The sequence below is a fragment of the Cryobacterium sp. TMT3-29-2 genome (genome assembly GCF_004564305.1).
GTDB classification, from domain to species: domain Bacteria; phylum Actinomycetota; class Actinomycetes; order Actinomycetales; family Microbacteriaceae; genus Cryobacterium; species Cryobacterium sinapicolor.
Window position 1 is genome coordinate 1 of the sequence record NZ_SOGK01000069.1, and the last position, 24,269, is coordinate 24,269.

General features: G+C 68.3%; 24 protein-coding genes and 1 pseudogene. 4 read left to right on the plus strand and 21 right to left on the minus strand.

From position 1 onward, the window contains the following. Positions 1–433: 433 nt before the first annotated feature. Positions 434–1,735 (minus strand): tyrosine--tRNA ligase, encoded by a 1,302-nt coding sequence (gene tyrS / locus E3O67_RS08100; protein ID WP_241979102.1) that lies wholly within the window; start codon positions 1,733–1,735, stop codon positions 434–436. Between the two features lie 146 nt (positions 1,736–1,881). On the opposite strand from tyrS, the gene E3O67_RS08105 reads away from it, so the two are divergent. After that, positions 1,882–2,577 carry a winged helix-turn-helix transcriptional regulator gene (locus E3O67_RS08105; protein ID WP_134426885.1) on the plus strand — a complete coding sequence of 232 codons (696 nt, stop codon included), beginning with the start codon at positions 1,882–1,884 and terminating at the stop codon, positions 2,575–2,577. Then, positions 2,574–3,251 (plus strand): hypothetical protein, encoded by a 678-nt coding sequence (locus E3O67_RS08110; RefSeq protein ID WP_134426887.1) that lies wholly within the window; start codon positions 2,574–2,576, stop codon positions 3,249–3,251. Before E3O67_RS08105 ends, E3O67_RS08110 begins: the two co-directional genes overlap by 4 nt. 211 nt (positions 3,252–3,462) lie before the next feature. Here E3O67_RS08110 and E3O67_RS08115 read toward each other — a convergent pair whose 3' ends face one another. The 18 genes from E3O67_RS08115 to infC form a co-directional block, all read right to left on the minus strand. Beyond that, complete coding sequence (locus E3O67_RS08115) at positions 3,463–4,074, minus strand: DNA-3-methyladenine glycosylase (protein ID WP_134426889.1); 612 nt, start codon at positions 4,072–4,074, stop codon at positions 3,463–3,465. Then, on the minus strand, positions 4,071–5,513 hold the full coding sequence (gene argH, locus E3O67_RS08120) for an argininosuccinate lyase (protein WP_134426891.1): 1,443 nt from the start codon (positions 5,511–5,513) through the stop codon (positions 4,071–4,073). Before argH ends, E3O67_RS08115 begins: the two co-directional genes overlap by 4 nt. A gap of 7 nt (positions 5,514–5,520) precedes the next feature. Beyond that, positions 5,521–6,720, minus strand: a complete 1,200-nt coding sequence (locus E3O67_RS08125) for an argininosuccinate synthase (protein WP_134426893.1) — start codon at positions 6,718–6,720, stop codon at positions 5,521–5,523. A 113-nt stretch (positions 6,721–6,833) separates the two neighbouring features. After that, positions 6,834–7,766 carry an ornithine carbamoyltransferase gene (argF, locus tag E3O67_RS08130; protein WP_135102428.1) on the minus strand — a complete coding sequence of 311 codons (933 nt, stop codon included), beginning with the start codon at positions 7,764–7,766 and terminating at the stop codon, positions 6,834–6,836. Positions 7,767–7,803: 37 nt separating this feature from the next. Further along, positions 7,804–9,033: an acetylornithine transaminase gene (locus E3O67_RS08135; protein ID WP_255575799.1), complete on the minus strand. Its 1,230-nt coding sequence runs from the start codon at positions 9,031–9,033 to the stop codon at positions 7,804–7,806. Beyond that, positions 9,030–9,956 (minus strand): acetylglutamate kinase, encoded by a 927-nt coding sequence (argB, locus tag E3O67_RS08140; RefSeq protein ID WP_241979114.1) that lies wholly within the window; start codon positions 9,954–9,956, stop codon positions 9,030–9,032. The genes E3O67_RS08135 and argB overlap by 4 nt, the downstream gene beginning before the upstream one ends. 5 nt (positions 9,957–9,961) lie before the next feature. Then, complete coding sequence (gene argJ / locus E3O67_RS08145; RefSeq protein WP_135102430.1) at positions 9,962–11,134, minus strand: bifunctional glutamate N-acetyltransferase/amino-acid acetyltransferase ArgJ; 1,173 nt, start codon at positions 11,132–11,134, stop codon at positions 9,962–9,964. After that, positions 11,131–12,174 (minus strand): N-acetyl-gamma-glutamyl-phosphate reductase, encoded by a 1,044-nt coding sequence (gene argC, locus E3O67_RS08150; RefSeq protein ID WP_134426898.1) that lies wholly within the window; start codon positions 12,172–12,174, stop codon positions 11,131–11,133. The genes argJ and argC overlap by 4 nt, the downstream gene beginning before the upstream one ends. 126 nt (positions 12,175–12,300) lie before the next feature. Beyond that, a complete protein-coding gene (gene pheT, locus E3O67_RS08155) occupies positions 12,301–14,835 on the minus strand; it encodes a phenylalanine--tRNA ligase subunit beta (protein ID WP_135102431.1) in 2,535 nt (844 codons plus the stop codon). Next, positions 14,835–15,875: a phenylalanine--tRNA ligase subunit alpha gene (gene pheS / locus E3O67_RS08160; RefSeq protein WP_135102432.1), complete on the minus strand. Its 1,041-nt coding sequence runs from the start codon at positions 15,873–15,875 to the stop codon at positions 14,835–14,837. The genes pheT and pheS overlap by 1 nt, the downstream gene beginning before the upstream one ends. Before the next feature lie 20 nt (positions 15,876–15,895). Continuing rightward, a complete protein-coding gene (locus E3O67_RS08165; RefSeq protein ID WP_135102433.1) occupies positions 15,896–16,816 on the minus strand; it encodes an amino acid ABC transporter permease in 921 nt (306 codons plus the stop codon). Beyond that, on the minus strand, positions 16,813–17,460 hold the full coding sequence (locus tag E3O67_RS08170) for an amino acid ABC transporter permease (RefSeq protein ID WP_134426906.1): 648 nt from the start codon (positions 17,458–17,460) through the stop codon (positions 16,813–16,815). The genes E3O67_RS08165 and E3O67_RS08170 overlap by 4 nt, the downstream gene beginning before the upstream one ends. A gap of 145 nt (positions 17,461–17,605) precedes the next feature. Then, complete coding sequence (locus E3O67_RS08175) at positions 17,606–18,475, minus strand: glutamate ABC transporter substrate-binding protein (protein ID WP_134426908.1); 870 nt, start codon at positions 18,473–18,475, stop codon at positions 17,606–17,608. 37 nt (positions 18,476–18,512) lie between these two features. Beyond that, entirely contained in the window at positions 18,513–19,301 is a 789-nt protein-coding gene (locus E3O67_RS08180; protein WP_135102434.1) for an amino acid ABC transporter ATP-binding protein, read from the minus strand. Positions 19,302–19,370: 69 nt separating this feature from the next. Then, positions 19,371–20,171, minus strand: a complete 801-nt coding sequence (locus E3O67_RS08185; RefSeq protein WP_134426911.1) for an RNA methyltransferase — start codon at positions 20,169–20,171, stop codon at positions 19,371–19,373. A 147-nt stretch (positions 20,172–20,318) separates the two neighbouring features. Continuing rightward, positions 20,319–20,705 (minus strand): 50S ribosomal protein L20, encoded by a 387-nt coding sequence (gene rplT, locus E3O67_RS08190; RefSeq protein WP_135102435.1) that lies wholly within the window; start codon positions 20,703–20,705, stop codon positions 20,319–20,321. A 27-nt stretch (positions 20,706–20,732) separates the two neighbouring features. Next, on the minus strand, positions 20,733–20,927 hold the full coding sequence (gene rpmI / locus E3O67_RS08195; protein WP_134426913.1) for a 50S ribosomal protein L35: 195 nt from the start codon (positions 20,925–20,927) through the stop codon (positions 20,733–20,735). Further along, positions 20,920–21,546, minus strand: coding sequence for a translation initiation factor IF-3 (gene infC / locus E3O67_RS08200; RefSeq protein WP_134426915.1), 627 nt, complete (start codon positions 21,544–21,546; stop codon positions 20,920–20,922). Before infC ends, rpmI begins: the two co-directional genes overlap by 8 nt. A 286-nt stretch (positions 21,547–21,832) precedes the next feature. Here infC and E3O67_RS08205 point away from each other — a divergent pair, with 286 nt between their 5' ends. Both E3O67_RS08205 and E3O67_RS08210 read left to right on the plus strand, forming a co-directional pair. Next, on the plus strand, positions 21,833–22,180 hold the full coding sequence (locus tag E3O67_RS08205; protein ID WP_134426917.1) for a DUF1844 domain-containing protein: 348 nt from the start codon (positions 21,833–21,835) through the stop codon (positions 22,178–22,180). Positions 22,181–22,206: 26 nt separating this feature from the next. Then, on the plus strand, positions 22,207–22,476 hold the full coding sequence (locus E3O67_RS08210; RefSeq protein ID WP_134426919.1) for a hypothetical protein: 270 nt from the start codon (positions 22,207–22,209) through the stop codon (positions 22,474–22,476). 223 nt (positions 22,477–22,699) lie between these two features. On the opposite strand, the gene E3O67_RS08215 is transcribed toward E3O67_RS08210, so the two are convergent. Together E3O67_RS08215 and E3O67_RS16915 are read right to left on the minus strand one after the other, a co-directional pair. Further along, positions 22,700–23,479, minus strand: coding sequence for a DNA-formamidopyrimidine glycosylase family protein (locus E3O67_RS08215; RefSeq protein WP_134426921.1), 780 nt, complete (start codon positions 23,477–23,479; stop codon positions 22,700–22,702). Then, positions 23,472–24,269 (minus strand): annotated as a pseudogene (locus E3O67_RS16915) (ATP-dependent helicase); the annotation flags it as partial. The pseudogene E3O67_RS16915 and the gene E3O67_RS08215, both read right to left, overlap by 8 nt.

The window sequence follows — 24,269 nt, forward strand, 5'->3', positions numbered from 1 at the left end:
GGCCGAGGTTTTTGGCATTTGACATTGTGCACGCTGTTGAGTTCTCAAGGATCGGACGCACTCGACTTCAGGCCCAAATTAGGCTGTCGCTTCGAGGCAACTTGTATAACTTAGCTGCCCGGCCAATTCCTGTCAAATCACGGAAAAGCAGCCAATTCCAGCCCGCCGAAGCGACCCGAACCACCACCCACCAGACCAAACACGCAGCCGGAGAAAGTTACAATCTTAGGCCTCCCCCACACCCACCTGAAACAGGAACAAGCATGAGACGAAGCTAAAAACTTTGGTTCCACATGAGGCCGGGAAGCTCTGCGGCTTTCCGCACCTGTGGGGTACGTTTGAATACATTACGGTCCCCACCCACAGCCGTCAAAACCAGACACCGCCCGGGCGTGTCACACCNACTGAATCAGACCCTGAATCAGGCCCTGAATCAGACGACGAAGACGCCGGCCAGGGTCTTCTTCCCGCGGCGCAGCACGGCCACTCCCCCGGGAAGCACGGCACCCTCGATGGTCTGGTCGTCGGCCAGCACCTTCACGTTGTTGAGGTAGACCCCACCCTGGCTGATGGCACGGCGCGCTTCGCTCAGACTCATGCTGAGTCCGGTGTCGACCAACAGCTGAACCACAGGGGCGTGCGGTGCGGTCGTCGTGTTGGGAAGTTCCCGCAGGGCAGCTTCGAGGGTGGCCTCGTCGAGATCGGACAGCTCGCCCTGACCGAAGAGGGCGTGCGCGGCCTGGATGGCAGCATCCGTTGCGGCCCTGCCGTGAACGAGGCTCGTCACCGACACAGCGAGCGTGCGCTGGGCGAGGCGTTTGAACGGTTCCGTCGCCACGGCCTCCTCGAGTTCCGCGATGTCGGCCCGGGTCAGGAAGGTGAACACCTTGAGCCGGTTGATGACGTCGGCATCGTCGGTGTTGAGCCAGAACTGATAAAACGCGTACGGGCTGGTGAGGGTGGGGTCCAGCCACACCGCGTTGCCCTCGCTCTTGCCGAACTTGGTGCCGTCACTGTTGGTGATCAGCGGGGTGCCGATGGCGTGGGCACCCTCCCCCTCCGCCTTGCGGATGAGGTCGATGCCGCTGGTGAGGTTGCCCCACTGGTCGCTGCCTCCGGTTTGCAGCACGCAGCCGTACGTGCGGAACAGCTCGAGGAAGTCCATCCCCTGCAGCACCTGGTAGCTGAACTCGGTGTAGCTGATGCCGGCGTCGGAATTCAGCCGGGCGCTGACGGCATCCTTTTTGAGCATGCTGCCGACCCGGAAGTATTTGCCGATGTCGCGCAGGAAGTCGATGGCGCTGAGTGGGGCGGTCCAGTCGAGGTTGTTCACCAGGGTGACGGCGTTGTCACCCTCCGAGCTCAGAAAGCGCGAGACCTGGGCCTGGAGGTAGCCCACCCACTGGCCGACGACATCCCGGGAGTTCAGGGTGCGCTCGGCTGTGGGGCGCGGATCGCCGATCAGGCCGGTGGACCCGCCGACCAGGCCGAGGGGCTTGTGGCCGGCCAGCTGCAGCCGGCGCATGAGCAGCAGCTGCACGAGGTTACCGAGGTGCAGGCTCGGGGCGGTCGGGTCGAAGCCGCAGTAGAACGTGACCGGCGGCCCAGCGAGCAGCTCGCGCAGTTCACCGGTGTCGGTGGACACCTGAACCAGGCCTCGCCAGGAGATCTCCTCCCAGACGTCGTCAAAGGTCGGGTCGTTGGCTTGCAGGGCGAGGATGGCTGGATCTGACACGAGTCAAGGTTACCAGCGCCCGTCTCACTGCCCAGGGGTTCATGGCCCGACCTTGATCGACGCATATTAAGTCTAGAAGCTGAATGAGAGTATATTCAGCTTGGAAGCTTTAGATCAGTCCACCAGCTCCGTCGGAGGTCCTGCCCATGTTCGTCATCACAGCCGACCAGATCGGCAGCCGCAACGATCGCGATCGAGCGGGCGAGATGATCGCTGAACTCGTGGCCGCGTTCGGCCCGGCGTTCACGCTGCCGCCCGACCAAACGGCCGGCGACGAGATCCAGCTGCTGCTGCCCGATGCGGGCACGAGCCTCGCCGCGGTTCTCGCGCTGCATCGCTCCGGCCACTGGAGCATCGGGCTCGGCATCGGCGATCTGCGCACTCCCCTGGCGGAGACGACCCGGCAGGCCTCCGGCGGCGCGTTCGTCGCGGCCCGGGCGGCCGTGACGCGGGCGAAGAAGGCCGAGGCCCGGTTCAGCCTCGAGTCCGACCCGGCGATCGACCGTGCCGTGGCCGACCCGGCTGGTGATGGTGATCGTCCTGCCGCCCCTGCCTCCGGTCGCGCCGCCCCGTTGCTTGACACCGACGCGGTGGAGGCGCTGATCACCACCCTGCTGCTGCTGCGCCAGCGTCGCTCCCCGGAGGGCTGGGCGGCCATCGACCTGCTGGTGAGCGGGATGTCCCAGGTGGAGATCGCCGCCGAACTCGGCATTTCCCCCGCGGCCGTCAGCCAGCGCATCCGAAACGCCCTCTGGAGGGTCGACCAGTCCGCCCAGCCCGCACTGGTTAGGCTGCTGGAGAACCTCGAGCACGCCGCGACCGAAACGGACCCCTCCACATGATCTCCTCGTCCTTCCCGATCGTGGCCTACCTCTACTGGATGACGCTCCTGGTCGTCACCTCCGGCTCGCTGGTCTTCGCCATCCTCGCGTTCCGACGCCAGAGGCTGCAGTTCGCCGCGATCGCCGCCGGCGCCCTCGCGGCGGCACTCATGATCGCCGCGCTCCCCTCCCCCGGCGGTGCGACCGTGTCGGGCGTGCTCCTCGGCATGCTGGCCCTCGGCCTCGCCGTGGTCGGCGGCGGCCCGGCGGCGCTGCTCGCGCTGCGGCTGGCCACGAACAACTCGGTCCCCCAGGGTCAGCACGGCGGAATCCTGGTCGAGAACGGCGCCCCGGTTGCGCCCATTGCACCGGAGCCGGCTCCGACAGATGCGCCCGCTGCCGCCGGCACGGAAGACGCTCCCGGTGCGCCCGGTGCACACGGTGCTCGGGGTGCTTTCGTGCACGAGGTGCTGCGCGGCGGCTTGATGATCGGCATCCTGGAGCGCCTGGCCGTGGCCGGGGCGATCCTGGCCGGTTTCCCGGAGGCCATCGCGGTTGTCGTGGCGATCAAGGGTGTCGGCCGGTTCACCGAGCTGGCCACTGCCGAGGCCCGCGAGCGGTTCATCATCGGCACCCTGGCCAGCCTGATCTGGGCGTGCGCGTGCGCCGCCCTGGTGCAGATCGCCCTGACGTAGTGGGCATCACGGGTGCAGCTCCGTGCCCGGCGTCGAACGGGGCGGAAGTACCAGGGCCGAGTCCGAGGACATCCGTGGCCACCAGTTGCACGTAACTGCGGAGAGTTTCGCGACATGCCGCTCCGGCCAGCCAGCAGAACCGGCGATTCCCGAAAATCTCCGCGACACCGTGACGACGGATGCCGCGGCGCGGCCCGGCGACGGCCCGAGCCTAGAGAGGTCCCTGCGGAGCGCCTAGCTTCGGGTGCCGGCGGTACGGCGACACCGACGCGTCGCCCGGGATCCAGAATCGCCACGGATACTCCGCTCCTCCACCGGCGCCGCCCACCCCGGTGCGGGGTCCACTGCAAAAAGCGACCGGTTCGGGAGGCAGGGTCAACGCGAACGGTGCCTGACCGAGGTCCGCGCCGTCGTCTCCCAGTCCGATGCCGAGCGCCAGCGTGAGCCGAGCGGGGCCGCGCGCGAGGTCGCGGTCACTGCGTGAGGTGGGGCGGCGCATCCGTGCCGAGGCTTCACCGTCGATGACCTCGCCGGCGCGAAGCAGCACGGCCGAGGCCTCGCCGTCCGGCGAGCAGACGATGTTCGCGCAGACATGCATGCCATAGCTGAAGTACGCGTAGAGGTGACCGCTCGGGCCGAACATCGAGGCGTTGCGCCGGGTCTGGCCTCGGAAGGCGTGCGAGCCGGGATCAATGCCCACGCCGAGGTAGGCCTCCACTTCGGTGATGCGCAGTCGGACCCCGGCCCGGCTGAGCACCGCGCCCAGCAGCAGTGGCGCGACCTCAACCGCCGGTCGCGCCAGAATGCCGTCTTCGAGGGTCACATGCCGAGCGCAGTCGCCAGTGCGCGCACCCGGGTGACAAGCACCGCGCGCTGCTCGGCCACGCGCACCGGGGCGGTGCCGCCCTGGCCGTCGCGGCGGGACACCGAACCGGTGATGGTGAGCACCTCACGCACGTCCGGCGTGAGGTGCGGCGACAGCGCGAGCAGCGCGGCATCGTCGACTTCGTGCAGGTCGAGCCCGTTCTGCTCCGCGTACTTCACCAGAGAGCCGGTGATCTCGTGCGCGTCGCGGAACGTGACCTGCTGCTTGACGAGCCACTCGGCGACGTCGGTGGCCAGGGAGAATCCCTGGGGGGCGAGCTCGGCCATCCGTTCGGTGTGGAAGGTCAGGGTCGCGATCATTCCGCTGAAGGCCGGCAGCAGCACCTCGAGCGTCTCGATCGAGTCGAAGACGGGTTCCTTGTCTTCCTGCAGGTCGCGGTTGTAGGCGAGCGGCAGCCCTTTGAGCGTGGTCAGCAGCCCGGTCAGGTTGCCGATCAGGCGTCCCGACTTGCCGCGGGCCAGCTCGGCGATGTCCGGGTTCTTCTTCTGCGGCATGATCGACGACCCGGTCGAGTAAGAGTCGTCGAGGGTGACGAAGCCGAACTCACGAGTGTTCCAGAGGATGATCTCCTCGGCCAGGCGGGACAGGTCGATACCGATCTGCGCGGTGATGTAGGCGAACTCGGCGACCAGGTCGCGGCTCGCGGTGCCGTCGATCGAGTTCTCGACCACGGCGCCGAAGCCGAGGTCGGCCGCCACCAGGTTGGCGTCGAGACCGAGCGTGTTGCCGGCCAGGGCCCCCGACCCGTACGGCGAGAAGTCGGCGCGCCTGTTCCAGTCGGTGATGCGCTCGAGGTCGCGCACGAGCGGCCAGCAGTGCGCGTACAGGTGGTGGGCGAGCAGCACCGGCTGGGCGTGTTGCAAATGCGTGCGGCCCGGCATGATGGCGTCGTCGTTCGCCTCGGCCTGCGACGCCAGCGCGTCGATCAGGTCGATCACGTGGGCGGCGATCCCCTGCGCCTTGTCGCGCAGCAGCATCCGTACCAGGGTTGCGACCTGGTCGTTGCGGCTGCGGCCGGCGCGCAGCTTGCCGCCGAGTTCGACGCCGACGATGTCGATCAGGCCGCGTTCCAGCGACGAGTGCACGTCTTCGTCGGATTCCGCGGGCCGGAAGCTCTGATCGAGGACCGCCTGCATCAGGGTGTCGAGGCCGGCGATCATGGCGACGAGTTCCGGGTCGGTCAGGTAACCGGCCGCGGCCAGGGCCCGCGCGTGTGCCTGGGAGCCGCGGATGTCATAGGGAGCCAGCGGCCAGTCGAACTGGGTCGACTTGCTCAGTCTCGCCAGTTCCGGCGACGGTCCCCCGGCGAAGCGGCCGCCCCAGAGGGCGCCCGCCTTTCCGGCGCGGTTCTCGGTCGTGCCCTTGTCGCCAGCCACGTCAGTCCTACTTGCCGGCGAGGTCGCGGCGGGCCGAGATCTTGCTCGGCAGCGACCACAGCTCGATGAAGCCCTTGGCCATGGACTGGTCGAAGGTGTCACCGGTGTCGTAGGTGGCGAGGTTGAAGTCGTAGAGGCTCTTCGTCGACTTCCGGCCGGTGACGACGGCGGTGCCGGCGTGCATCTTCAGCCGGATGTCGCCGGTCACGTGCTTCTGCGTCTCATCGATGAACACGTCGAGGGCGCGCTTCAGACCGGAGAACCAGAGGCCGTCGTAGACGAGTTCCGCCCACTTAGACTCGACCGAGCGCTTGTAGCGGGCCAGGTCGCGCTCCACGGTCATGTTCTCGAGCTCTTCGTGCGCGGCGATCAGGGCGATGCCGGCGGGGGCCTCGTAGACCTCGCGGCTCTTGATGCCGACGAGGCGGTCCTCGACGATGTCAATCCGGCCGACGCCCTGGTTTCCGGCGAGGAGGTTCATCATTTCGATGGCCTGCAGCGGGGTCACGGCGACACCGTCGATCGCGACGGGCACACCCTGGTCGAAGCTGATGACGACCTCGGTGGGTTCGCGGGTCACGGCCGGGTCCTGCGTGTAGGTGTAGAGGTCCTCGATCGGGGCGTTCCACGGGTCTTCGAGGAAACCGGTCTCGACCGCCCGGCCGTAGACGTTCTGGTCGATCGAGTAGGGGCTCTTCTTCGACTGCGCGATGGGCAGGTTGTGCAGGGCAGCGTATTCGATGGCCTTGTCGCGGGTGAGGGCGAAGTCGCGCACCGGGGCGAGCGACGTGAGCTCGGGGGCGAGGGCGGCGACGGCGGCCTCGAAGCGCACCTGGTCGTTGCCCTTGCCTGTGCAGCCGTGCGCGACGCTGTTCGCGCCGAGCTCCTTGGCCGTTGAGGCCAGGTACTTGGCGATCAGCGGGCGGCTGAGCGCGGAGACGAGCGGGTAACGCTTCTGGTAGAGCGCGTTGGCCTTGAGGGCCGGCACGACGTAGTCGCTGGCGAACTCGTCCTTCGCGTCGACGACGATGGACTCCACGGCGCCGCAGTCTAGGGCGCGCTGGCGGATGACGTCCATATCCTCGCCGCTCTGTCCCACGTCGATGGCGAGGGCCACGACCTCTTTGCCGGTCGCATCCTTCAGCCAGCCGATGCCGACCGAGGTGTCGAGTCCGCCCGAATATGCCAGCACAACGCGTTCAGCCATGGTTCTCCCTATATATAGATCTGTTCAAGTTTACGGATACGCGGCCACGCCCGAGAGTGGCCGTTCCGGTCGAGAGTGACCGCTCTACCGGGCACTCTCGACCGGAACGGGCACTATATGCGGGGGTTTTGGGCGAGCAGCCAGACGAGCAGCGCCTTCTGGGCGTGTAGGCGGTTCTCCGCCTCGTCCCAAATGATGCTCTGCGTGCCGTCGATCACGTCGGCGTCGACCTCATACCCGCGGTCGGCGGGCAGGCAGTGCATGAAGTGCGCGTCGGGCTTGGCGAGGGCCATCATGGCCGCGTCCACCCGGTAGCGGCCGAGGTCGCTGAGGCGGGTCGCCTTCTCCTCTTCCTTGCCCATCGACACCCAGGTGTCGGTGATGACCACGTCGACGTCGGCGACGGCGGCGAGCGGGTCGGTGAAGAGCTCGACGGAGCCGCCTGTGTGCAGGGCGATGGCCGCGGCATCCGCGACGACCGCGTCGGTGGGCGTGTAGCCGGCCGGGGAGGCGATGCGCACGTGCATACCCGCGGTCGCGCCGGCGAGCAGGTAGGACTGGCCCATGTTGCAGGCGCCGTCGCCGACGAACACGAGCGTCTGGCCGGCGAGGTCGCCGCGGTGCTCGCGGATGGTGAGCAGGTCGGCGAGCAGCTGGCAGGGGTGGAAGTCGTCGGAGAGGGCGTTGACGACGGGCACCGTGGTACCGAGGGCCATCTCCTCGAGTCCGGCCTGACCGTAGGTGCGCCAGACGATCGCGGCCACTTGGCGTTCGAGCACACGGGCCGTGTCGGAGGCGGTTTCCTTGCCGCCGAGCTGGCTGTTCGCGGTGCTGATGATCAGCGGACTGCCACCGAGGTCGGCGATTCCCACGGCGAAGGAGACCCGGGTGCGGGTCGAGGACTTGTCGAAGATGACGGCCACGGTCTGCGGGCCGGCCAGGGGTTTGGCCGCGAATCGGTCGCGCTTCAGCTCCAGGGCAAGGTCGAGGATCTCGGCCTGTTCGGCCGGTGAGATATCGTCGTCGCGCAGGAAATGGCGGGTCACGGAGTCACTTTCACTGTCAGGAATAGATTGTTCAACTCTAGAGGCTGGCCAGAGCGCGCCCGAATCGGCGCTCGAAATCGGCCAGTTCGGCGTCGCCGACGATGAGGGGCGGAGCCAGACGGATGGTGGACTCGTTCGCGGCGTTCACGATCAGGCCGTTGCTCTGGGCCGCGGCGGCCAGGCGCAGGGCGACCGGTTCGGTCAGACCGACCCCGAGCAGGAGTCCGCGGCCGCGCACCTCGCCGATCAGCGCGGAGTCGAATCCGGCGAGGATCTCCCGCAGCTGCTCGCCGCGCCGCGCCGCATTGGCGACCAGTCCCTCGGACTCAATGGTGCCGAGCACCGCGTTCGCGGTGGCCGTGACGAGCGGGTTGCCGGCGTAGGTCGAGCCGTGCTGACCGCGCTGGAACAGCTCCGACGCGGCCCCGAAGGTGACCAGGGCGCCGATCGGCAAGCCGCCGCCGATCCCCTTCGCGAGCGTGAGGGCATCGGGAAGGATGCGCTCGTGCTGGTGGGCGAACCACTTGCCGGTGCGGCCGGCGCCGGTCTGCACCTCGTCGAGGATGAGTAGGACGCCGTGTCGGGTGCAGAGTTCTCTGGCACGCCGGAGGAACCCGTCCGGCAGGTCGATCACGCCGGCCTCACCCTGCACGGGCTCGAGGAAAAGGGCGGCGACGGTGTCGTCGATGGCGGCGTCGAGAGCCTCGAGCGTGGCGTGGATGTGCTCGACCCCGCCGGGCACGGGCAGGAACGGCTCACGCATGGACGGCTTGCCGGAGAGGGCGAGCGCACCCATGGTGCGACCGTGGAACGAGTCGTGCAGGGAGAGGATGCGGGTGCGGTGGCCGCCGGCGGTGTTCAGTCGGGCCAGCTTGAACGCGGCCTCGTTGGCCTCGGCGCCGGAGTTGCAGAAGTAGACCCGGCCGGCGCGGCCCGCACCGGTGATGCGCTTCAGCCGTTCGGCCAGTTCCAGTTGCGGCGGCGACGCGAAGTAGTTGGAGACGTGGGCGAGCCGGCCGGCCTGGTCGGTGACGGCCGCGACGAGGGCCGGATGCGCGTGGCCGAGCGAGTTCACGGCGATTCCAGCGAGGAAGTCGAGGTACTCGGTGCCCTCGTCGTCCCAGACGTAGCAGCCCTCGCCGCGCACGAGCATCGCCAGCGGCGGTGCGATCGTGCGCATCAGGGCGTCGTTGAAACGCTCGCGCCAATCGTGGGTTCCGGAGTCGGCCATCTGCTCAGTGCTCGATTCTGTGTGCGTAGCGCTCATGCCGGGACCACTTCGGTTCCGATCCCGCTGCCGGTGAAGACCTCGAGCAGGATCGAGTGCGGCACGCGGCCGTCGATGATGGCCGCCTTCGCGACCCCGCCCTCGACAGCGTCGAGGCAGGCCGTCATCTTGGGGATCATCCCCGACTCGAGCCCCGGAAGCAGGGAGCGGAGCGAGTCCACGTCGATGACCGACACCAGCGAGTCGCGGTTGGGCCAGTCGCTGTACAGCCCGGCAACATCAGTCAGGATGACCAGTTTGGCGGCGCCGAGGGCGACCGCGAGGGCCGCGGCGGCGGCGTCGGCGTTGATGTTCAGGGACTGGCCCGGGACATCCGTGTCGGGTGCGATCGAGGAGACGACCGGGATGCGGCCGGCGGCGAGCTGGGCGTGCACGGCCGCGGGGTCGACGCCGATCACGTCGCCGACCAGCCCGAGGTCGACCTCCTCGCCGTCGATGACGGTGCCGCGCCGGCGGCCCTGGAACAGCCCGGCGTCCTCGCCGGAAAGCCCGGCCGACAGGGGGCCGTGCTGGTTGATGCGGCTGACCAGCTCGCGGTTGATCTGGCCGGTGAGCACCATGCGCACCACGTCCATCGCCTCGGGCGTGGTCACCCGGTAGCCGCCGCGGAACTCGCTCTCGATGCCGAGCCGGTCGAGCATTGCCGAAATCTGCGGGCCGCCGCCGTGCACGACGACCGGGCGGATGCCGGCGTAGCGCAGGTAGACCATGTCCTCGGCGAACGCGCGCTGCAGTTCCTCGCTGACCATGGCGTTGCCGCCGAACTTAACCACGATGATCTGGTCGTGGAACCGCTTGAGCCAGGGCAGCGACTCGATCAGCGTGGCAGCCTTGACGGCCGCCTCCGCCCGGCTGTTCGTCTCGTCACCGGTGGTTGCCCCGTCGCCTGCGTTCTTCAGGATCAGACTCAACTCGAGTACGCGCTGTTCTCTTCGACGTAGGCGTGGGTGAGGTCGTTGGTCCAGAGTGTGGCCGTCTCGGTTCCCTCGTGCAGGTCGATCAGCACGGAGACCGAGCGGGGGGTCAAGTCGACGAGCTCGCGCGGCTGGTCGGGCTCCCCCGCGGTGCAGACCTGCACACCATTGATGGAGACGTCGATGCCGTAGGGGTCGAAGGCGGCGTCGGTCGTGCCGACCGCGGCGAGCACGCGGCCCCAGTTCGGGTCGTTGCCGAAGATGGCGGTCTTGAACAGGTTGCTGCGGGAGACGGCGCGGGCGACCGTGACGGCGTCGGTCTCGGTGCCGGCGTTCCGCACCGTGATGGCCACGTCGTGGGCGGACCCCTCGGCGTCGGCCTGCAGCTGCAGGGTGAGGTCCTGGCAGATGGCGATCAGGGCATCCGTGAACTCGGCCAGGTCGGCGGTGACCCCGCTCGCGCCGGAGCCGAGGAGGGTGACGGTGTCGTTGGTCGACATGCAGCCGTCGGAGTCGAGGCGGTCGAACGTGACCCGGGTTGCCTGGCGGAGGGCCACGTCGAGTTGCTCGGAGTCGAGCACGGCGTCGGTGGTCAGCACCACGAGCATGGTGGCCAGGCCGGGTGCGAGCATGCCGGCGCCCTTGGCCATGCCGCCGATGATCCAGCCGGCGTCGGCCACGAGCATGGTCTGCTTGGGCGTCGTGTCGGTGGTCATGATCGCCTGTGCCGCGGCGAGGCCGGCGGCGTCGGAGGTGGCCGTCTCACCCTGCAAAGCGAGGGTGGCATCCCAGACGCCGGCGGTGATCTTGCCCAGGTCGAGCTGCTCGCCGATCAGGCCGGTGGAGCAGACCAGCACCTCGCCGGCGGAGATCGCCAGGCGGTCGGCGATGGCCTCGGCCGTGGCGTGCGTGGTCTGGAAGCCGATGCTGCCGGTGTAGCAGTTCGCGCCGCCCGAGTTGAGCACGATGGCCTTGACCCGGCCGGTCTTCATGACCTGCTCGCTCCAGAGAACGGGGTTCGCCTTGCAGCGGTTGCTGGTGAAGACGCTGGCCGCGCTGGTGAGCGGGCCGAGGTTCTGCACGACGGCGAGGTCGAGCCCGCCGGAATGCTTCAGACCGGCGGTGACGCCGGCGGCGGCGAACCCGGAGGGGGCGGTGACACTCATGGGGCGACTCCATTCGTGCAAAGGCCCGCGGTTTCGGGCAGTCCCAGGGCCAGGTTGGCGGACTGGATGGCGGCACCGGCGGTGCCTTTGGTGAGATTGTCGACGGCGGTGATCGTCACGACGCGGCCCACGGCCTCGTCGACGGCGAGGCCGATCAGGGCGGTATTGGCACCGAGCACGTCGGCCGTGCGCGGGAACCGACCCTCGGGCAGCACGTGCACGAACGGCTCGTCGGCGTAGGCCTGCTCCCAGGCGGCGCGCACCGCGGCCGCGGAGGTGCCGGGCACGAGGCGGGCCGTGGCGGTGCAGAGGATGCCGCGACTCATCGGCACGATCACCGGTGTGAACGAGATGGTCGATTTCGCAGCCCCCGCCCAGCGCAGGCTCTGCTGGATCTCGGGGATGTGGCGGTGCACACCGCCCACCGCGTAGGGGTTCGCGGAGCCGAGGATCTCGCCGGCGAGGTTCGGCAGCTTCAGACTCTTGCCCGCGCCGGAGGGTCCGACCGCGAGCACCGCGACCAGGTCTTCGGGCTCGATCACGCTGGCACGGATGCCCGGCGCCAGCGCCAGCGCCACCGTGCTCGCGTTGCAGCCGGGAGCGGCGATGCGGCGGGAGCCGGCCAGCCGGGAGCGTTGCGTGCCGCCCGCCACGGGAAGCTCGGGCACACCGTAGGCCCAGGCGCCGAAGTAGTCCCCGCCGTAGAACGCCGCCCAGTCGGATGCGCTCTCGAGCCGGTGGTCGGCGCCGCAGTCCACGACGAGCGTGTCAGCCGGCAGGTGCGCGGTCAGGGCACCGGATGCCCCATGCGGCAGGGCGAGGAACACCACGTCGTGCCCGGCGAGGGTTTCGGGCGTGGTGTCGACCAAGGTGAGGTGTGCGAGCGAGCGCAGGTGCGGCTGAACGTCGATCAGACGCTGGCCCGCATTGCTGTGCGCCGTGACCGTGCGCACCGCGAAGTCGGGGTGCCCGGCCAGCAGACGCAACAATTCACCACCCGCGTAGCCACTCGCACCTGCCACCGCCACCGAAAAAGACATGTTCCCAACCTAGCGCGCCGCCCCGCGCGCCGAGAATCGCCGTTTGCGCCGATAATCGCCGCGTACGCGGCGATTATCGGCGGAACGGGCGACTCTCGGCGGGAGACGAGCTGGCGCCGGTGAGCGCTACTCGCGGAGGGTGGCCCCGAAGCGGGCGGCCGCCACCGCGACGCCGGCGAGCTTGGCGTCGCTGGCCTCCGCGGCGGTGAGGGTGCGGTCCGGCGCCCGGAACCGCAGCGCGAACGTCAGCGACTTACGTCCGGTCACCACACCCGTGCCGCGGTAGTCGTCGACGAGCTCGGCGTGGTCGAGCAGCGGACCGCAGCCCTCGAGCAGCGTGCGGAGCACGTCCCCGGCCGGCACGCCGGCGTCCACCACGAGGGACAGGTCCTGCGTGGCGGCCGGCATTGTGGCGATCGGGGTGGCGCGCAGCTCGGCCCCGGCCTCCGCGAACACGGCGGTGAGGTCGATCTCGGCGACGGCGACGACCGCGGGCAGGTCCGCGCCGCGGGCGATGCTGGGGAGAAGTTCGCCGGCGTAGCCGACCGAGGTGGCGCCGGCATCCGTCGTCACGAACAGCTCGGCGGTGCGGCCGGGATGCAGGGCCTGGTGCGAACCCTGGCGAACGGTGATCGGCACGCCGGCGGCCAGCGCGACCTGCTGCACGGCGGCGAGGGCGTGCCGCCAGCTGGCGGCCACGGGGGGTTGCCCCGGCTGGGGCCGCACCACGGCGCCGGTCAGCACGACCGCCACCGACAGGGGCTGCGGCGGGATGCCGGCGTTCAGCTCGGCCTCCAGCTGTGCACTCGGCCGCACCGCGCCGGGTGGCACGACGTCACCGCCGTAACGGATGCCCGCCACCGGCCGGAACACCAGGCCCAGTTCGAAGACGGCCAGGTCGACGATCCCACGCGAACGGTTGCGGTGTGCGATCTGGAGCAGGCCCGGCAGGATCGAGGTGCGCAGGAACGGCGCCTCCCCGTCGAGCGGGTTCGCGACCCGGATCTGCGGCACTTTCGGGCCGACGGGCAGCCCGAACGAGTTGTTCGACTTCTCCGCCACGAACGGGTACGCGAGCACCTCGGTGTGACCGGTGGCTGCGAGGGTCTGCGCGACCTGGCGGCGCAGGGTCTGCGCGTGGGTGAGGCCGCGCCCGGGCGGGGCGACGGGCAGCACCGAGGGTATCCGGTCGTAGCCGACGATGCGGGCGACCTCCTCGGCCAGGGTCCACTTGTCGGTCAGGTCGGGGCGCCAGCTCGGCGCGGTGACGCTCAGCCCGGTCTGGGTCTCCTCGAGCGAGGCGCCGATCTCGGCCAGGGAGGAGCGCACCTCGTCCCGGGTGTACTCGAGGCCGATCAAGCCGGAGATGAAACCGGTCGGCAGGTATATCGGAGCGGTGTCGGGGGTGGCGTCGTGCAGGGAGCCGAGGCCGTCGGCCTCTCCCCCGGCGAGTTCGACCAGCAGCTGCACGACGCGCGCGGCGGCGACCGCGGCCACGGCCGGGTCCACCCCGCGCTCGAAACGGCGGGACGCCTCGCTCGGCAGCTTGTGCCGGCGGGCGGTGCGCGCGATCGACACCGGGTCGAAGTTCGCCGCCTCGATCAGCACATTCGTGGTCGCGGAGCCGATCTCGGTGCTCTGGCCACCCATCACACCGGCCAGGCCGATCGGCCCGGACTCGTCGGTGATCAGCATGTCTTCGGCGTTCAGGGTGCGAGTGACGTCGTCGAGGGTGGTGAACTTCTCGCCCGGCTCTGCACGTCGCACGGTGATGCCGCCGGTCAGCTTGTCCAGGTCGTAGCCGTGGATCGGCTGGCCGAGCTCGATCATCACATAGTTGGTGACGTCGACGATCAGCGAGATCGAACGGATGCCGGCAAGCTTCAGCCGGGCGATCAACCAGGCCGGCGACGGCCGGGTGGGGTCCACGCCGCGCACCGCGCGGGTGACGAACACGCTCGCGCCGACGCGACCGCGGACCGGTGCCGCATCGTGGATCGAAACCGGGAAGGCGACCGTGGACGCGTCCGCCGTCAGGGCGAGTGCCGGGTCGCGGAAGGCCGCCCCCGTGGCGTGCGCATACTCGCGGGCGACGCCGCGGATCGAGAAGGCGTAGCCCCGGTCGGGCGTGACGTTGATCTCGACGGCGGTGTCGTCCAGACCCAGCAGGCTGATCGCATCCGTGCCGATCTCGGGGTCGAGCCCGAGGCTGCCGAGCACGAGGATGCCGTCGTGCTCGTCGCCGAGGCCGAGTTCGCGGGCCGAGGCGATCATGCCGTCGGACACGTGGCCGTAGGTCTTGCGCGGTGCGATCGGGAACGGGCCGGGGAGTACGGCGCCGGGCAGGGTCACGACGACCTTGTCACCGACGACAAAGTTGTGGGCGCCGCAGACGATGCCGTGCACGGCCGGGCCGCCATCCGCCGCGAGCTCGCCGTCAGGGGCGACGCGCACCTGGCACCAGTTGATGGTCTTGCCGTTGGTCTGCTCTTCGCCGACGAACGCGAGCACCTGGCCGACCACGATTGGCCCGGTCAGCTCGAAGCGGTGGATTTCCTCCTCTTCGAGTCCCACGCTGACCAGGGCGGCGTGCACGTCTTCGGGTGTGGTGCCCGGGGCCAGGTCGACGAACTCGCCCAGCCAGCTCAGTGGAACGCGCATCAGACGGACATCCCGTACTGCTGGCTGAACCGGACGTCGCCTTCGACCATGTCGTGCATATCCTTCACATCATTTCGGAACATCAGTGCCCGTTCGACGCCGACGCCGAACGCGAATCCGGAATAGACCTCCGGGTCGATCCCGGCGGAACGCAGCACATTGGCGTTGACCATGCCGCAGCCGCCCCACTCGATCCAGCGGGCGCCGTCCTTGAAGGTCGGGTGCCACAGGTCGAGTTCGGCGCTGGGCTCGGTGAACGGGAAGTAGTTGGGGCGGAGGCGCACCTTGGCCTCGGGGCCGAACATGGCCTTGACGAAGTGGTCCAGGGTGCCGCGCAGGTGCGCCATGGTCAGACCCTTGTCGACGGCGATGCCCTCGATCTGGTGGAACACGGGCGTGTGCGTGGCGTCGAGCTCGTCGGTGCGGAATACCCGGCCGGGCGCGACGACGTACACGGGCAGCTCGCGGGACAGCAGGGCACGCAGCTGCACGGGCGAGGTGTGGGTGCGCAGCACCAGGTGCGCCTCGGGCGGGTCGATGAAGAAGGTGTCCTGCATGGCGCGGGCCGGGTGGTCCTCGTCGAAGTTGAGCGCGTCGAAGTTGAACCACTCGCTCTCGAGCTCGGGGCCCTCGGCGACCTCCCAGCCCATGCCGACGAAGACGTCCGCGACACGTTCCTGCAACAGGGTGAGCGGATGCCGTGCCCCTGGGTTCCAGGCGGACGCCGCCGCGGTCACGTCGACCGTTTCGGCGGCGAGCTGGGCGGTGGCCTCAGCCTCGGTGATCGCTGCCTCGCGGGCCGCGAACGCCTGCGCCACGGCACCTCGGGCCTGGCCGAGGAGCTTGCCGGCGGCGGCCTTCTGGTTGCCGGGCACACTGCGCATCAGGGCGTTCAGCCGGGCCAGCGGGGAGGCCTCGCCGGTGTGCTCGGTGCGCACGGTTTTCAGGGCCGCGGAGTCGTTCGCGGCGGCGATGGCGGCGAGAGCGGCGGCGACGGCCGCGCTCACGACTGGTTCGGAGATCTCACTGAGGTCAGGCACAAGGCCCAAGTTTAGTGGTGCTAGATTCCCCGGGCGCCCATCTGGTTGCCCAGGGCGGCGGGGTAGGTCACCTCGGGATCGAGGGGCTTCTCGGGCGGCGCGGTCGTCTCCGTGGTCACGCCGCCGGACTTGGAGCCGGTGCGACGGGCGATGATGCGGGCCAGCCAGGAGAGCAGCAGGTTCATCGTCAGGTAGATCGCGAACACGACGAGGAAGAAGGAGAACGAATAGCGGCTGCCGAAGAAGTTCGTCATCGAGGTGCCGCTGCGGAGCAGTTCCTCGTAGCCGACCACGAACGCGAGGGAGGTGTCCTTGAGGAGCACGACGAGCTGGGCGATGATGATCGGCAGCATCTGCCGGAACGCCTGGGGGAACTCGATCCGGAACCGGGTCGCCACGGGGGTGAGCCCGATGGCCAGCCCGGCCTCGCGCTGGCCGCGCGGCAGGCTCTTGATGCCGGCCCGCAGCGCCTCGCCGATGATCGCCCCGTTGTAGACGGAGAGGGCGGCGACGCCGGCCCAGAAGGAGCCGGTGGAGAAGACGAGGAGGATGAAGAGCATCATCAGCAGTACGGGCATCCCGCGCACGAATTCGAGCACGACCGTGGTCGGGATCCGAATCCATTTGGTGTCGGACACGCGTCCGAAGGAGAACAGCACGCCGAGCACCAGGGCGAATGCTGCGGCGACGCCGGCCATTCGCAGGGTGTTCAGGGCGCCACGGCCGAGGGTGCGCCAGACCTCGCGGTCGGCGAAGACATCCCACCGGGAGGCGTCCCAGAGGCCCGGCTGAACGGCGCCGTTGGCACTGGTCTTGGGGGCTCCCAGGGCGAGGATCAGCCAGACCAAGCCGGCGACGATGATGAGGCCGGCCACCACGGAGAACAGGCGGGAACGGAAAACGGCCTTCGGGCCGGGAACGTCATAGAGCACGGAAGTCATCGGAGAACCGCCACCTTCTTCTCGACCCGCCCGGCGATCAGGCCGAGCGAGATGGTGACCAGGAGGTAGAAGGCCGCGACGGCGAGCAGGATCGCGAGCACCTCGTCTCCGCGATCGTTGGTGACCTTGCGAGCGGCGCCGAAGAGTTCGAAGACGAAGAAGGCTCCGGCGACCGAGGTGTTCTTCGTCAGGGCGATGAACACGTTGATGAGCGGCGGGATGACCATGCGCACCGCTTGGGGCATGACCACGAAGGAGAGCGTCTGAGTGAAGGTCAGACCTACGCTGCGGGCGGCCTCGGCCTGACCCACGTGCACACCGTTGACGCCTGAGCGCAGCGCCTCGGCGACGAACGGCGAGGTGTAGACGGTGAGCCCGATCGTGGCGAGCACGAAGTAGCCCGGGCTGAACTGGAGGTAGGGCAGGATGTAGGCGCAGAAGAACAGCACCAGCGTGAGCGGGGTATTGCGCACGATCTCGGTATAGACCGTGGCGAATCCGCGCAGGGATGCGACGGGCGAGATGCGCATGGCAGCGACGATGATGCCGAGCAGGAGCGCTCCGGTGCCGGCCAGAAGCAGAAGGCCCAACGTATTTCTGAAGCCCTCCAGGAACAGGGGCAGGTTTTCGATGACTGCGTCCACAACTCACCTCCTCTTCTGTAGTGACTATCTGGGTGTCGTGCGGGTGGTGTCGTGCGGGCGATGAACGTGCGAGTGCAAGTAAAAAGAACCGGTCGGGGTGGCCGCTCGTGCGACCGCCCCGATCAGCGGGTGCTGCCGATGCTGACTAGTACCGGTTGACTGCCGGCGGCTCCGGGGTCTCGAGCACCGTGCCGGCAGTCGCTTCCCAGGCCTTCGCCCACGTACCGTCCTCGAAGGATTCTTCGAGCACATCGTTGATGAAGGTGCGGAATTCGGCGTCGTCCTTCTTCAGGCCGATGCCGTAGGGCTCCTCGGTGAAGGGGTTGTCGACGACTTCGAACTCACCGGCGTTCTGGTCGGCCAGGCCGGCCAGGATGACGTTGTCGGTGGTCACGGCGACGACCTCGCCGCTGCGGAGCGGGCCGAGGCAGTTGGAGTAGGTGTCGGTCGCGATCACGTTGTCGCTGTACGCGGCGATGTTCTTCTCCGACGTCGAGCCGCTGACGGTGCAGACGGGCTTTCCGGCGAGGTCTTCCGGGCCGGTGATCTTGTCGGGGTTGCCTGCGAGCACGAGCAGGTCCTGACCGGCCAGGTAGTACGGTCCGGCGAAGTCGACGACCTCCTTGCGGGTGTCGTTGATCGTGTAGGTCGCGACGACGACGTCAACCTGGCCGTTCTGGATGAAGGGCTCGCGGTTGGCCGACACGGTCTCGGTCCACTTGATCTTGTCGGCGGAGATACCGAGCTTGGCGGCGATGAGCTTGCCGATCTCGACGTCGAAGCCGACCGGATTGTTGTCCGGGCCCTTGAGGCCGAACAGCGGCTGATCGAACTTGGTGCCAATGGTGATCTCGCCGGCCTCGTTCAGCGCGGCCATGGTGGTGCCGGCTTCGAACTCGACCGTTTCCTCGACCGGTGCGGCCTCGGGCGTCTCGGCGGAATCGGTACATCCGCTCAGCGTGAGAACGCTCGCGAGGGCAATGGCCGAAATCATTAGACCTTTAGTGAGCCTCATGGTTATCTCCTGATTGCTGTGTAGTCCTGCACACCGGTTAGTGGGCAAGTATTTTGGAGAGGAAGTCTTTCGCTCTCGTGCTCTGGGGGTTCGTGAAGAACTGCTCGGGCGTGGTCTCCTCGACGATCTCGCCCTCGGCCATGAAGATGACCCGGTCGGCAGCACGGCGGGCGAAGCCCATCTCGTGCGTGACGACGATCATGGTCATGCCGTCGTTGGCCAGGTTGATCATGACTTCGAGCACCTCGTTGATCATCTCGGGGTCGAGCGCGCTGGTGGGCTCGTCAAGCAGGATGACCTTCGGGTCCATGGCGAGGGCCCGTGCGATCGCGACCCGCTGCTGCTGACCGCCGGAGAGCTGGGCAGGCATCTTCATGGCCTGGTTGGCCACGCCGACGCGCTCGAGGAGCACCATGGCCTTCTTCTCGGCCTCGGCCTTGGACAGGCCGCGCACCTTGATCGGTCCGAGGGTGACGTTCTCCAGGACGGTCTTATGGGCGAACAGGTTGAACGCCTGGAAAACCATGCCGACGTCTGCACGCAGCTTGGCCAGTTCCTTGCCCTCGGCCGGGAGCTTGACGCCGTCGATGGTGATGACGCCCGCGTCAATGGTCTCGAGCCGGTTGATGGCCCGGCAGAGGGTGGACTTGCCCGAGCCACTCGGGCCGATCACCACCACGACCTCGCCGCGGTTGACTACGGCGTTGATTTTCTTCAGCACGTGAAGTTCACCGTAGTGCTTGTCCACGTCGCTGATCACGACGAGAGGCTCACCGCGCAACACCGTGATGTTGGACGTCGCCGGCGCAGATTCTGTAGGCTCCATGTCCCCCAACCTAGGCTAGAACAGGGACTCCCAGAACCACCCGACCCGGTGTTTATCGAGCTGTGATGATCAGCTGCGCTGCGCGAACGCGCTTTCGTACAGGCAAACGCTGGCGGCCGTGGCCAGGTTCATCGATTCGGCGTGACCGTAGATGGGAACGGTAATGGTCCGGTCGACCACGGCGAGATCTTCGTCGGTCAGGCCGCGGGCCTCATTGCCGAACAGCCACGCCGTCGGAGCGACCAGGAGTCCCTCGGTGCGTGCGGCAAGCAGATCCGTGCCCTTGACATCGGCGGCGAAGATCTGCAAACCGGCGAACCGGGCCCGCTCGCGCACATCCGACAGCGTCGCGCTGACGGCGACCGGAAGGTGGAAGATCGATCCGGTCGATGAACGCACGACCTTCGGGTTGTACAGGTCCACGCTGCGGCCGGTGAGGATCACGGCGTCGGCGCCGGCGGCATCCGCGGCACGGATGATGGTGCCCGCGTTTCCGGGATCGCGCACCTCTTCGAGGATGGCGATGAGCTTGGGCTCGCCCGCGAAGATGTCCTTGACCGAGGTCGGGAACTGCCGGCAGACCGCGATGAAGCCCTGCGGCGTGACGGTGTCGGCCATCGTCTCGAGCACCTGCTCGGTGACGAATTCGAGGTCGGCGCCCACCTCTTCTGCGACCTGCGCGATCTCGGGGTGTCGCTCGAGGGCGGTGGGGGTCACGAAGAGTTCGACGACGAGGTCGGGCCGGAAGTTCAGGGCCTCGGAAACCGACTGCGGACCTTCGAGGAGGAACAGCCCCGTCTCGGAGCGAGCGGCTCGATTCGCCAGTTTCGCGACGGCCCGCACACGCGGAGTACGGGGATTATCTAACATGCGACCAGCTTACTTGCCGGGGCGGGGAGGCTGTGCCCCGCGGGGCACACGCGGCCCCCGCGAACCGGCCCCGGGCACGCAAAACGGGAGCGGGCGCTGGGCCCGCCCCCGTGAAGAGTGCGTGGTGGTACTGGTGCCGGCTGAAAGCTACGCGGCGACCCGGGGCGCCGACGTGTCGGCGGGCAGTGCTGCCTTGGCGCTCTCGACGATGGCCGCGAACGTGGCGGGCTCGTTGACGGCCAGCTCGGCCAGCATGCGACGGTCGACCTGGATGCCGGCCAGGGCGAGGCCCTGGATCAGACGGTTGTAGGTCAGGCCGTTGGCGCGGGACGCAGCGTTGATCCGCTGGATCCAGAGGCGACGGAAGTCACCCTTGCGTGCACGACGGTCACGGTAGCTGTAGGTGAAGGAGTGAGTGAGCTGCTCCTTGGCCTTGGTGACCAGACGCGAACGCTGACCGCGGTAACCCTTGGCGCGCTCGAGAATAGCGCGACGGCTCTTGTGGGCGTTGACGGCCCTCTTTACTCTTGCCATTTTCTTAGTTCCTTTAGGGGTACGGGTCTAGCGACCGAGAAGCTTCTTGATGACCTTGGTGTCGGCCTTGGACAGCACCTGGTCCTGGTTGAGGCGGGACTTGCGCTGGGTGCTCTTGACCTCGAGGTTGTGGCGCAGGCCGGCCTGCTGCTTCATGATCTTGCCGGAACCGGTGACCTTGAAACGTTTCTTCGTCCCGGAGTGGGTCTTCATCTTAGGCATCTTTTTCCTCCAGTTTCGCTGCCTTATCGGCAACTTTGTCAGCCTTTTCGGCTACCTTTTCTGCCCGATCGGCAGCCTTGTGTGCGTTGATCTCGGCCTTGGCTTCCGCTTTGTTCTTCAACGGGCCAACGACCATGACCATGTTTCGACCGTCGATGGTCGGGCTCGATTCCACGGAACCGAACTCGGCGACATCCTCGGCAAATTTTTGGAGCAGACGTACGCCCTGGTCGGGACGGGACTGTTCACGGCCACGGAACAGAATCATGGCCTTGACCTTGTCGCCGGCCTTCAGGAAGCCTTCGGCGCGTTTGCGCTTGGTCTCGTAGTCGTGCGTGTCGATCTTGAGACGGAAACGAACCTCTTTCAAGATCGTGTTCGCCTGGTTGCGCCGGGCCTCTTTGGCCTTCTGCGCAGCTTCGTACTTGAACTTGCCGTAGTCCATGATCTTGGCAACGGGCGGCTTCGAGGTCGGTGCAACCTCGACGAGGTCGAGGTCGGCCTCCTGTGCAAGGCGCAGCGCAACATCGATGGCCACGACCCCTACCTGCTCGCCGTTGGGACCAACGAGACGAACTTCGGGGACGCGGATACGGTCATTTGTACGGGGATCGCTGATGCGTCTCTCCTCTTCTCATGCATCGTGGCTACAGCCAGGTGACGGATGTCGCCCGGAGACGAAGAGAGGAAGATCGCATCTGGATTGCCGGGGAAAACTTCCCGAACATCACAGACGACACCCTGTCTACCCTCGAGAACCGGCCTCCTGTCGGAGTCCGGCGCCGCGAAGGCGGAGTGCAACTACCCGGTAACCTTGATGAAGCGGTATGCGCGGGTGGGAGATTATCCACTTTCGTACCGAGACTTGCATCTCGGAGCCCGGTCGAGTCTAACAGAGGAATGCAGTGAGCAACAGCAACGAGCAGGATGCAGCCCAGGCGACGCGCGATATCGCCGACGTGCCGGCCGTGGAGATCATCACGACGGCATCCGTGCACCTGATGAGCGCCGCCGCGGTCAAGGTGGGCCTGGCCGACGACCCGGAGAACCAGACCGACCTCGACGAGGCCCGCAAGCTGATCACGGCCCTCGCCGGTCTGATCACCGCTGCCGCCCCCGACATCGCGGACATGCACGCGCGCAGCCTGCGCGACGGTCTGCGGTCGCTGCAGCTGGCGTTCCGGGAGGCCTCGGCCATCCCCGACGCGATCGGCCAGGGCCCGGGCGAGAAGTTCACCGGCCCGGTCAACTAGCGCGAACGGCTGCGGGGGGGATCGCCATGGATCTGAGACTGCTGTTTCCGTTTCGAAAGGATGCCGGTGTCGCGCAACGGGCCACACCGGCCCGTCGGCGATTCATGTGGGGCGTGATGGTGCCCTATGCGATCACGCTTGTTCTCACCTGGATAGACGTGATCCCCCGGTGGGTGCTGTGGCCGCTTCTCGTGGCCGTCTTTCTGCTGGTCACTGTGCTCAGCAACGTCTGGGCAGGCCAGGACGCCCTCGCGGAGTTGGACAAGGACGACGTCGGCGACAACCCGATGCCGTAGGGCGTGTCCCGGCACCGTTTCCGGGCCGGGCGCAGCGAGTGGTGGGTACCCGGACCGCACGACCGCCGCTGCGCGTCCGCCGGACGTCGTGGCTAACTCAGGAGATCCGTCCGGTTACGCCGGGCATCGGCGCCGGTTCCGCACTGGTCCGCGGCGGCCCGTGACCGATGACGACGGATGTCCTGAGTTGGCCGCGTCCACGGTCGTTCGCACACACACGTCCCTAGGTCTGGCAGCGCGGGCACCAGTAGGTGACCCGCAGTTCGAGCTCGGTGCGGCCGAGCCGGCCCTGCTCGACCGCGGTACCGCAGCGCCGGCAGGGCTGGTCGGCCCGGCCGAAGACCCAGCTCTGCATGCCGCGCCGGGCGTTGCCGGTCGTGATCCGCTCCGTGCGGTCGCGGTTCGCCAGGATCAGCCGGCGGGCGAGTGCGACGAGGCCTGGGACATCCGTCACCTCGGCCACCGGCCGGGTCGGCAGCAGCCCGCGCAGGAAGCACAGCTCGTTCACGTATTCGTTGCCGAGCCCGGCGAGGTTGCCCTGGTCGGCGAGCGCCACAGCGATGGGACGGTCCGGCCGGAATTCGAGCCGGCGCACGGCTTCGGCCGCGTCCCAGTCGGGACCGAGCAGGTCAGGCCCGAGGTAGTCGAGCAGGGCGGTCTCCCGCGTGAGCGGAACCACCTCGAGCAGCCCGAGTTCGAAACCTACGGCCACCCACTCCGCCGTTTCGAGCACGATGCGCGCCTGGAACGCTGGGCGGCGCCACGTGCTCCCGTGCCGATACAGGTGCCACGATCCCTCCATTTTCAGGTGCGAGTGGATGCTGGCCTCCCCCACGCGCATCAGCAGGTGCTTGCCGCGGCTGAGAACCTCGTGCACGGTCTGCCCGGTCAGGTCGACGGTGGCGAACGCCGGCACGCGCACGTCGCAGCGGGTGAGCCGGGCGCCGGCAAGGGCCTGGTCGAGGTTCCGCGCGGTGCGGTAGACGGTGTCACCCTCAGGCATGCAGCTTCACTCCCCGCGGGGTGATGCCGAATCCGGCCGCGAGCAGGGCGGTGCCCACCGCGGTGCCGATCACGAATACCCCGTTGACGGTCTCCACGCCGAGCTTCGGAACCCGCCCGGCGGTGACCGTGCGGGCGAGGGCGGCGGCGGCGGCCGTCACAACGGCAACCGGTTCGGTGACGGCCCCGATGACGGGCCGACCGGCCGGTTGAGCATTCCCATCGGCTCCGTCCTCGGACGCTCCGTCGAACGTGAGCACGGTCTTGCCGCCGCGTTCGACGTAGAGCACGAGTGCCCCGTCGACCAGCACGACGAGCGCGCCGGCTTTTCGCCCCGGGCGGTGCCCGGTGCCCTCCGGCAGCGGCGGCCAGGGCAGCACCGAGCCGTACGGGTTGGCCGGGTCGGTCGCGGCGAGGGTGATCGCCACCGGTTCCGGATGCTGCGCCTCGGCGACAGAGGACCGGAGCCGGTCGATCGTGCCGGCCGTCGCGAATTGGGCGGCCCCGAGCCCCTCGATGAAGTAGCCGCGGCGGCAGCGCCCCATCTCCTCGAAGCCGCTGAGGGTGCGGTAGACGAGGGCGAAACCGCCGGTCACGCCCTCCCCCATGACCGCACCGCGGGTGACGACCCCGTAGCGCTCCAGCAGGGTCTCGCCGAGGGCGTGCGCCCGCCGGGTGGGCGAGTCGTCGGCGGCCGGCACGATCGACCAGCGACCGGAGACGGTCGGCGGCCCCGTGCGGGAGGGCAGGGTGCCGCGCGCGGGGACGCGCCCGCCGTGCAGCCGGGCCCG

Excerpts from the sequence above, each read along its gene's own strand:
- E3O67_RS08105 (WP_134426885.1), top strand. The coding sequence starts at position 1,882 with ATGTTCGTCATCACAGCCGACCAGATCGGCAGCCGCAACGATCGCGAT.
- E3O67_RS08110 (WP_134426887.1), top strand. The coding sequence starts at position 2,574 with ATGATCTCCTCGTCCTTCCCGATCGTGGCCTACCTCTACTGGATGACG.
- E3O67_RS08125 (WP_134426893.1), bottom strand. The coding sequence starts at position 6,720 with ATGGCTGAACGCGTTGTGCTGGCATATTCGGGCGGACTCGACACCTCG.
- E3O67_RS08135 (WP_255575799.1), bottom strand. The coding sequence starts at position 9,033 with ATGAGCGCTACGCACACAGAATCGAGCACTGAGCAGATGGCCGACTCC.
- argJ (WP_135102430.1), bottom strand. The coding sequence starts at position 11,134 with ATGAGTGTCACCGCCCCCTCCGGGTTCGCCGCCGCCGGCGTCACCGCC.
- argC (WP_134426898.1), bottom strand. The coding sequence starts at position 12,174 with ATGTCTTTTTCGGTGGCGGTGGCAGGTGCGAGTGGCTACGCGGGTGGT.
- pheT (WP_135102431.1), bottom strand. The coding sequence starts at position 14,835 with ATGCGCGTTCCACTGAGCTGGCTGGGCGAGTTCGTCGACCTGGCCCCG.
- E3O67_RS08165 (WP_135102433.1), bottom strand. The coding sequence starts at position 16,816 with ATGACTTCCGTGCTCTATGACGTTCCCGGCCCGAAGGCCGTTTTCCGT.
- E3O67_RS08175 (WP_134426908.1), bottom strand. The coding sequence starts at position 18,475 with ATGAGGCTCACTAAAGGTCTAATGATTTCGGCCATTGCCCTCGCGAGC.
- E3O67_RS08180 (WP_135102434.1), bottom strand. The coding sequence starts at position 19,301 with ATGGAGCCTACAGAATCTGCGCCGGCGACGTCCAACATCACGGTGTTG.
- E3O67_RS08185 (WP_134426911.1), bottom strand. The coding sequence starts at position 20,171 with ATGTTAGATAATCCCCGTACTCCGCGTGTGCGGGCCGTCGCGAAACTG.
- rplT (WP_135102435.1), bottom strand. The coding sequence starts at position 20,705 with ATGGCAAGAGTAAAGAGGGCCGTCAACGCCCACAAGAGCCGTCGCGCT.
- rpmI (WP_134426913.1), bottom strand. The coding sequence starts at position 20,927 with ATGCCTAAGATGAAGACCCACTCCGGGACGAAGAAACGTTTCAAGGTC.
- E3O67_RS08210 (WP_134426919.1), top strand. The coding sequence starts at position 22,207 with ATGGATCTGAGACTGCTGTTTCCGTTTCGAAAGGATGCCGGTGTCGCG.
- E3O67_RS08215 (WP_134426921.1), bottom strand. The coding sequence starts at position 23,479 with ATGCCTGAGGGTGACACCGTCTACCGCACCGCGCGGAACCTCGACCAG.